Here is a 4,753-nt window from a genome sequence, read left to right as displayed (position 1 = left end):
AATATATAAAATATTACTTCAATTATATATAATATGATTTTTTGTGTCAAACTATATTTGAAGTATAAAAAAAAAGAGGGTAATTAAACCCTCTTTTAAGTCCGATCGATTTTAATGTTTTGATTATTAATGAAATTATTATCTTTTTTAATACTAATATCTTTTTATTCAGCATAATTTCTTAAATAATTTTTCTTAATCATATATCTTTTTGTTTTTTTTACTTTAATTCTTATAATCTTGAAAATGATTACTTTAAAAACATATATTTTTTAGATAGTATAAATGAAATTGCCGAATCAATTCATTCATAGCGATATTTTTTCAATTTTCCTGAATCCTTGTCTATAACTCTCTGCAATTATAGGGGAGAACAGAAATATCCTTTTAAATATGTGCGTAAATCATATTACAAGCTTTTATATAGTAATACTATTACGTAGTTACGGTTGCTAATCCGTACGCAGAAATAAATAATAAATATTTGTTATTATTATAACATCTAGTCAATAAAGTGTCAAAATGCACTATATAATAAATGTATCTCAAAATATAATAAAAATTAAAAATATTGCCTATAAATATTGATTTTTGAGTTACAATATTGTATAATATAAGTATGTTAATTAAATTTGTAAGATAGTGTTAATTAAGGAGTGATTGTTATGAAATTAGATTTAACTATCCAGGAACTAGAATTTATATTTGATATCTTACCTAGTGTTAGCGAGTTTGAAGTGCAAAAAGAAATTGAATTTCGTAAAAACAATGTCAAATTAACCGATCTTGAATTTAAAACTTATGTAGATAGTTATAGACTCCTTAGAAATAAGCTTTTAAAAGCTGTTTCTGAAAAATAGTATTAGTATGGGGAGAGTGATAAGTTATGAAATTTGATCAAGAACAACAGAAAGAAATAGAAACTATAAAAGAAAGAAATATAAAAATTAAATTATCTGATGCTGATTGTGAAAGAATAAGTAAGTTAGCTGGAAAAAGTGGCTTATCAGTAGGAGAACTTTTAGAAAACTTCATTGGGGACTTAGTAGGTGGAACGTATTCCAATGGTTCAGACGAACGTGACAGGGCTGAACAGTGGTATGAGCGTTGTTGGTTTTCATGGATGAATGAGGACACCTTGTTGCACTATCTCTTAGATTGGGGTCATGACGTGGACGATTTCTTGACCGCAGTTGATGAAAAGGAATACTATGAAGTCAATCCACAAGATTTTACTGAAGAAGTAGAAAAGCTTGAGGAAGGTGAAAAACTTTGGTTTATAGATGAAATAGAAGAAATTACTAAACCTTATCTTGAAAAGAATAGTGATGCTAATTTAATGGAAGAAATCGAGAAATGTAGAAAATGGCTTAAAGAATTAAATCTTATGCTTGGAAATGAAGATTATACTCAGACTATTTAACAATATTAAAAATTTGGTGGTGTGCGAGTAATGAATAATTTTAAGAAATTATTATTAGAATATGCTCTTGTTTTCTTATCTATCATTTCATTTTTTGTATTTGGTTTTATTATGTCTGGTTTTTTTAATTTGATTAAAGCTTTTATAAATGTTTAAAATAAAGGAGTATATATGAAAAAAAAGGAAAATAAAGATGTATCGAAATCTGTAAGAATGACAAAAACAGTATATGATTATGTAAATAGTATAGAAGGGGAAGGATTTAACCAGAAATTTGAAAATATGGTTAATCTTTGTTTTGAAGAAGTCCCAAAACGAATTAATGAAATTAAAAATTTAGATGAAATGATTAAGTCTGAAAAAAAGAGATTAGAAAAATTGAAAAATGAAATATACGATAAGCAGTCTAAGTCTTTGAATTTAGTTAATAACTTAGAATATCATCTAAAGTCTGCTATAGAGAATGTCAAAAAAATGGAGAAGGATAGTTAATGCTGCCACTTAATTATAATAGTATAGCTACTCCTACACTTGGTTTTATTATCATGATTCTTTCTTTTTTTACTATATATATTCCATATAAGTATAAAAAGAAAGAAGAAAAATTTTCTATGATGCCTTTAAAATTAGGAGTAGGGTTAATTGGAGCAATTACTTTTTTAAAAGGCAAAAATATAATTTATCAGATAGAACCTTTACAGATTATACCTGAGTATTTTAAAGAGTGGGTTATTTTTGTATGTATGCTTTTTTGGAATCTTATTTTTGCTACATTTATAGCGTTTAGTTTTTACATTGTAATTAAGTTTGTTCTGGAATTACAACAACAATAAAGGGCGTTACCCTAAAGGGTCGTGCTTTACGTAGTAAAAAAGAAGTTCACTTTTTTCTTCCTTCAATCACTAACGCATTTTAGGGTCTGTCTATTGGGTCTTTAAATAGTGCAGATTCTTTGTGCTTCGCACAATAAATCTTAACGCACTATACTGCTATATTCTTCATAATTTAGGGCCAGAAAAGCACTATCCCTAAATTACATCAGAAAATAGCAAAAAATGTAACTACTTATAAGATACGTAGAGGGGCTTAAAAGTATTGACAAATTTGTGTTGATTTTTTTTTACAACTGAGGGTATAATAACAATATGACAGGTGAGTTATTCATAATTTCTTCACTGTATAATTCAAATAGTTCAAAAAAAATAGAAGCGACGGCAATCGCTCCTACTTTTCAGTACTAAGCTAATAGTACTTTTTGAACAAAATCAGCTATTGCATCAATATGAGAGAATATCACGTCAATAGCAATCAAGTGAGTAGATATTGCAAGTATCTGCTCATTTATTTTGTTCTTTTTTTTAAGTCTTTTATTCTTCACTGCTAATTCCTCCTTTCCTGAAGGAGTCCCTTATTGCTAAGGGTTATAATAATTATACCCGTTGATTAAGGTCTTTGCAATTCAAATGATATATATTGTGTACTAAAACTTAAAATCTGTGGATAAATACTATATATTGTGGTTGTTAAATAATTAATAAAGATTTATTGCTTTTTTGCTAGTAAGTCCCCTGCTATGGCAGGGAACAGTAAATAGCATATTTTTTCAATAAAAAAAGTCAAGGATAAACTTTGCAGCTTCGCTGTCCTTGACTTCTTTTATTGAATTTGATTTTAATCGGACTATGGTTCTATTACTAGGGAAGGCGAAAGATATAAAACTGTTTCATATATATCACGCACATCATCACTCATGCCTTTTTTCGATTGTTCTTCGCTCATGCGTTGTACAACAATATTCATACACTCATATTGTGCTAATTTATCTATGACTTTTTGTAATAGTTCCTTATCAGGATTTTCAATATCTAATCCCTTAATAAAAAAATCTCCATTTTCCTTCATATCTGTAATTGTATTGTACTTTTTATCCATTTAATATCAACCTTTCATAGCGTTATTTTATAATGTTATATTTTTAAGCATATTTCCTTTTTAATTTATTCATTTTTAATTCCATAAGTTTGTCAAGCTCATCAAAATCAATATTTACATCATTTACAAAATCATCAAATGAACAGCTTTCTAAATTATATATCATAGTATTTATAGATTCTTTTTCTTTCAATTCTATGTCTATAAAATCATTATATACATTTGAAATCAGAGTTTCTTTGTAAATATCATATTTAATTTCTAAATCATATTCATATGAATCAGAATTAATTTTAGTATAGCAAATACTAATAACATCAGATTTATTGAATTCCTCTAACGATACTTCTTCTAAATTTTCTCTATCTAAAAATTCATTATATACTTCATATAGTTGATTTATATTTTTCATCTTTTTTTATTCCTTCCTTAATTATATTAAAATCCATGTACCTTTTTCGTTACTTGAAAAAATAGGGTAGGTCTGTAATGTTTGTCTTATTTTTTCTTTCCAATGTCTATTTTTCTCAGATTTTTTATGTCCTTCAATAAGACTATATATGTCTTGTAATTTAGCTTTATTTCCTAAGTTTTCAAGCGTTAAAGCCACCAAGTCTTTCCACGTTATAGTATCGCTATCTCTTAAATCGATTTTTTGCTTTCTATTATATTGAATGTCTATAACGAAATCTGAAGGCTTTTTTAAAATCAAAAGGTATTCATGAACGATAGGAATAAACTTTCCTTTATAAGAGGTATTATCACTAAAACAATTATGCTGCTCTTTTATAACGATATTTTCTATATCCCCAGGTTTGATAATATCAAGTAGCATTGAATATAGTTTTCCTTTCTTTTTGATATCACCCATTAGAACGGATATCCTTCCACCTTTTTCTAAGCTATAAAATTGCTTCAGCATACAATAATTTAATAACCTTGTAAATTCTTCATAATCGCTTATTCTCGATATGTCCTCTTTAAGTGGCTTTCCATACATATTTCCACTGTATTTTATTATATCCCAGTAGGGAGGATGCCAGAAGACAAACTCATTTCTCTCTTTTATTTCATCATTGATTAAATCAAAACCCATATTTAGATCATATGTATTTGATTTAATGCTTAGCTCTCTTGAAACATCTGCTGTAGTATTACTTCCACACATATAGTCAGATATTTCATTAATAGAATAATGAGAAATAAGGTCCTTAATTAGTCTTGGAGAACAGTTCCCTCTATAATTAGAATTTCCTCCTAAACCTCTTTCTTGATAGCTAACAATACTTTTCACAAATATCAATCCTTCCTTTTAAAGTATTGGGTCAAGTTGACCCTTTTTTTAAATAAAAAAAGGATATGAAAAGTACAAAAAATGTACTTAACATATCCTTTAGG

General features: G+C 27.2%; 8 protein-coding genes. 4 read left to right on the top strand and 4 right to left on the bottom strand.

Annotation, left to right across the window (positions count from 1 at the left end; translation table 11 throughout):
• The first annotated feature begins 665 nt into the window (after window positions 1–665).
• From B5X47_RS13590 to B5X47_RS13575, 4 genes are all read left to right on the top strand, one after another.
• Window positions 666–860: a hypothetical protein gene (locus B5X47_RS13590; protein WP_079590865.1), complete on the top strand. Its 195-nt coding sequence runs from the start codon at window positions 666–668 to the stop codon at window positions 858–860.
• 26 nt (window positions 861–886) lie between these two features.
• Window positions 887–1,423 carry a hypothetical protein gene (locus tag B5X47_RS13585; RefSeq protein ID WP_079590863.1) on the top strand — a complete coding sequence of 179 codons (537 nt, stop codon included), beginning with the start codon at window positions 887–889 and terminating at the stop codon, window positions 1,421–1,423.
• A 171-nt stretch (window positions 1,424–1,594) separates the two neighbouring features.
• Window positions 1,595–1,915 (top strand): hypothetical protein, encoded by a 321-nt coding sequence (locus tag B5X47_RS13580; protein ID WP_079590861.1) that lies wholly within the window; start codon window positions 1,595–1,597, stop codon window positions 1,913–1,915.
• Complete coding sequence (locus B5X47_RS13575; RefSeq protein WP_079590859.1) at window positions 1,915–2,256, top strand: hypothetical protein; 342 nt, start codon at window positions 1,915–1,917, stop codon at window positions 2,254–2,256. The genes B5X47_RS13580 and B5X47_RS13575 overlap by 1 nt, the downstream gene beginning before the upstream one ends.
• A 404-nt stretch (window positions 2,257–2,660) precedes the next feature.
• Here B5X47_RS13575 and B5X47_RS13840 read toward each other — a convergent pair whose 3' ends face one another.
• The 4 genes from B5X47_RS13840 to B5X47_RS13560 form a co-directional block, all read right to left on the bottom strand.
• On the bottom strand, window positions 2,661–2,801 hold the full coding sequence (locus tag B5X47_RS13840) for a hypothetical protein (RefSeq protein ID WP_159446491.1): 141 nt from the start codon (window positions 2,799–2,801) through the stop codon (window positions 2,661–2,663).
• A 302-nt stretch (window positions 2,802–3,103) separates the two neighbouring features.
• Window positions 3,104–3,355, bottom strand: coding sequence for a hypothetical protein (locus B5X47_RS13570; RefSeq protein WP_079590857.1), 252 nt, complete (start codon window positions 3,353–3,355; stop codon window positions 3,104–3,106).
• 43 nt (window positions 3,356–3,398) lie between these two features.
• Window positions 3,399–3,767 carry a hypothetical protein gene (locus B5X47_RS13565; RefSeq protein WP_079590855.1) on the bottom strand — a complete coding sequence of 123 codons (369 nt, stop codon included), beginning with the start codon at window positions 3,765–3,767 and terminating at the stop codon, window positions 3,399–3,401.
• A 21-nt stretch (window positions 3,768–3,788) separates the two neighbouring features.
• On the bottom strand, window positions 3,789–4,649 hold the full coding sequence (locus B5X47_RS13560; RefSeq protein WP_079590853.1) for a DNA methyltransferase: 861 nt from the start codon (window positions 4,647–4,649) through the stop codon (window positions 3,789–3,791).
• Window positions 4,650–4,753 lie beyond the last annotated feature (104 nt).

The sequence above is a fragment of the Acetoanaerobium noterae genome (assembly GCF_900168025.1).
Taxonomy (GTDB): domain Bacteria; phylum Bacillota; class Clostridia; order Peptostreptococcales; family Filifactoraceae; genus Acetoanaerobium; species Acetoanaerobium noterae.
The sequence above is the reverse complement of the archived record's forward strand: the minus strand, read 5'-3'. Positions and strand labels throughout refer to the sequence as shown.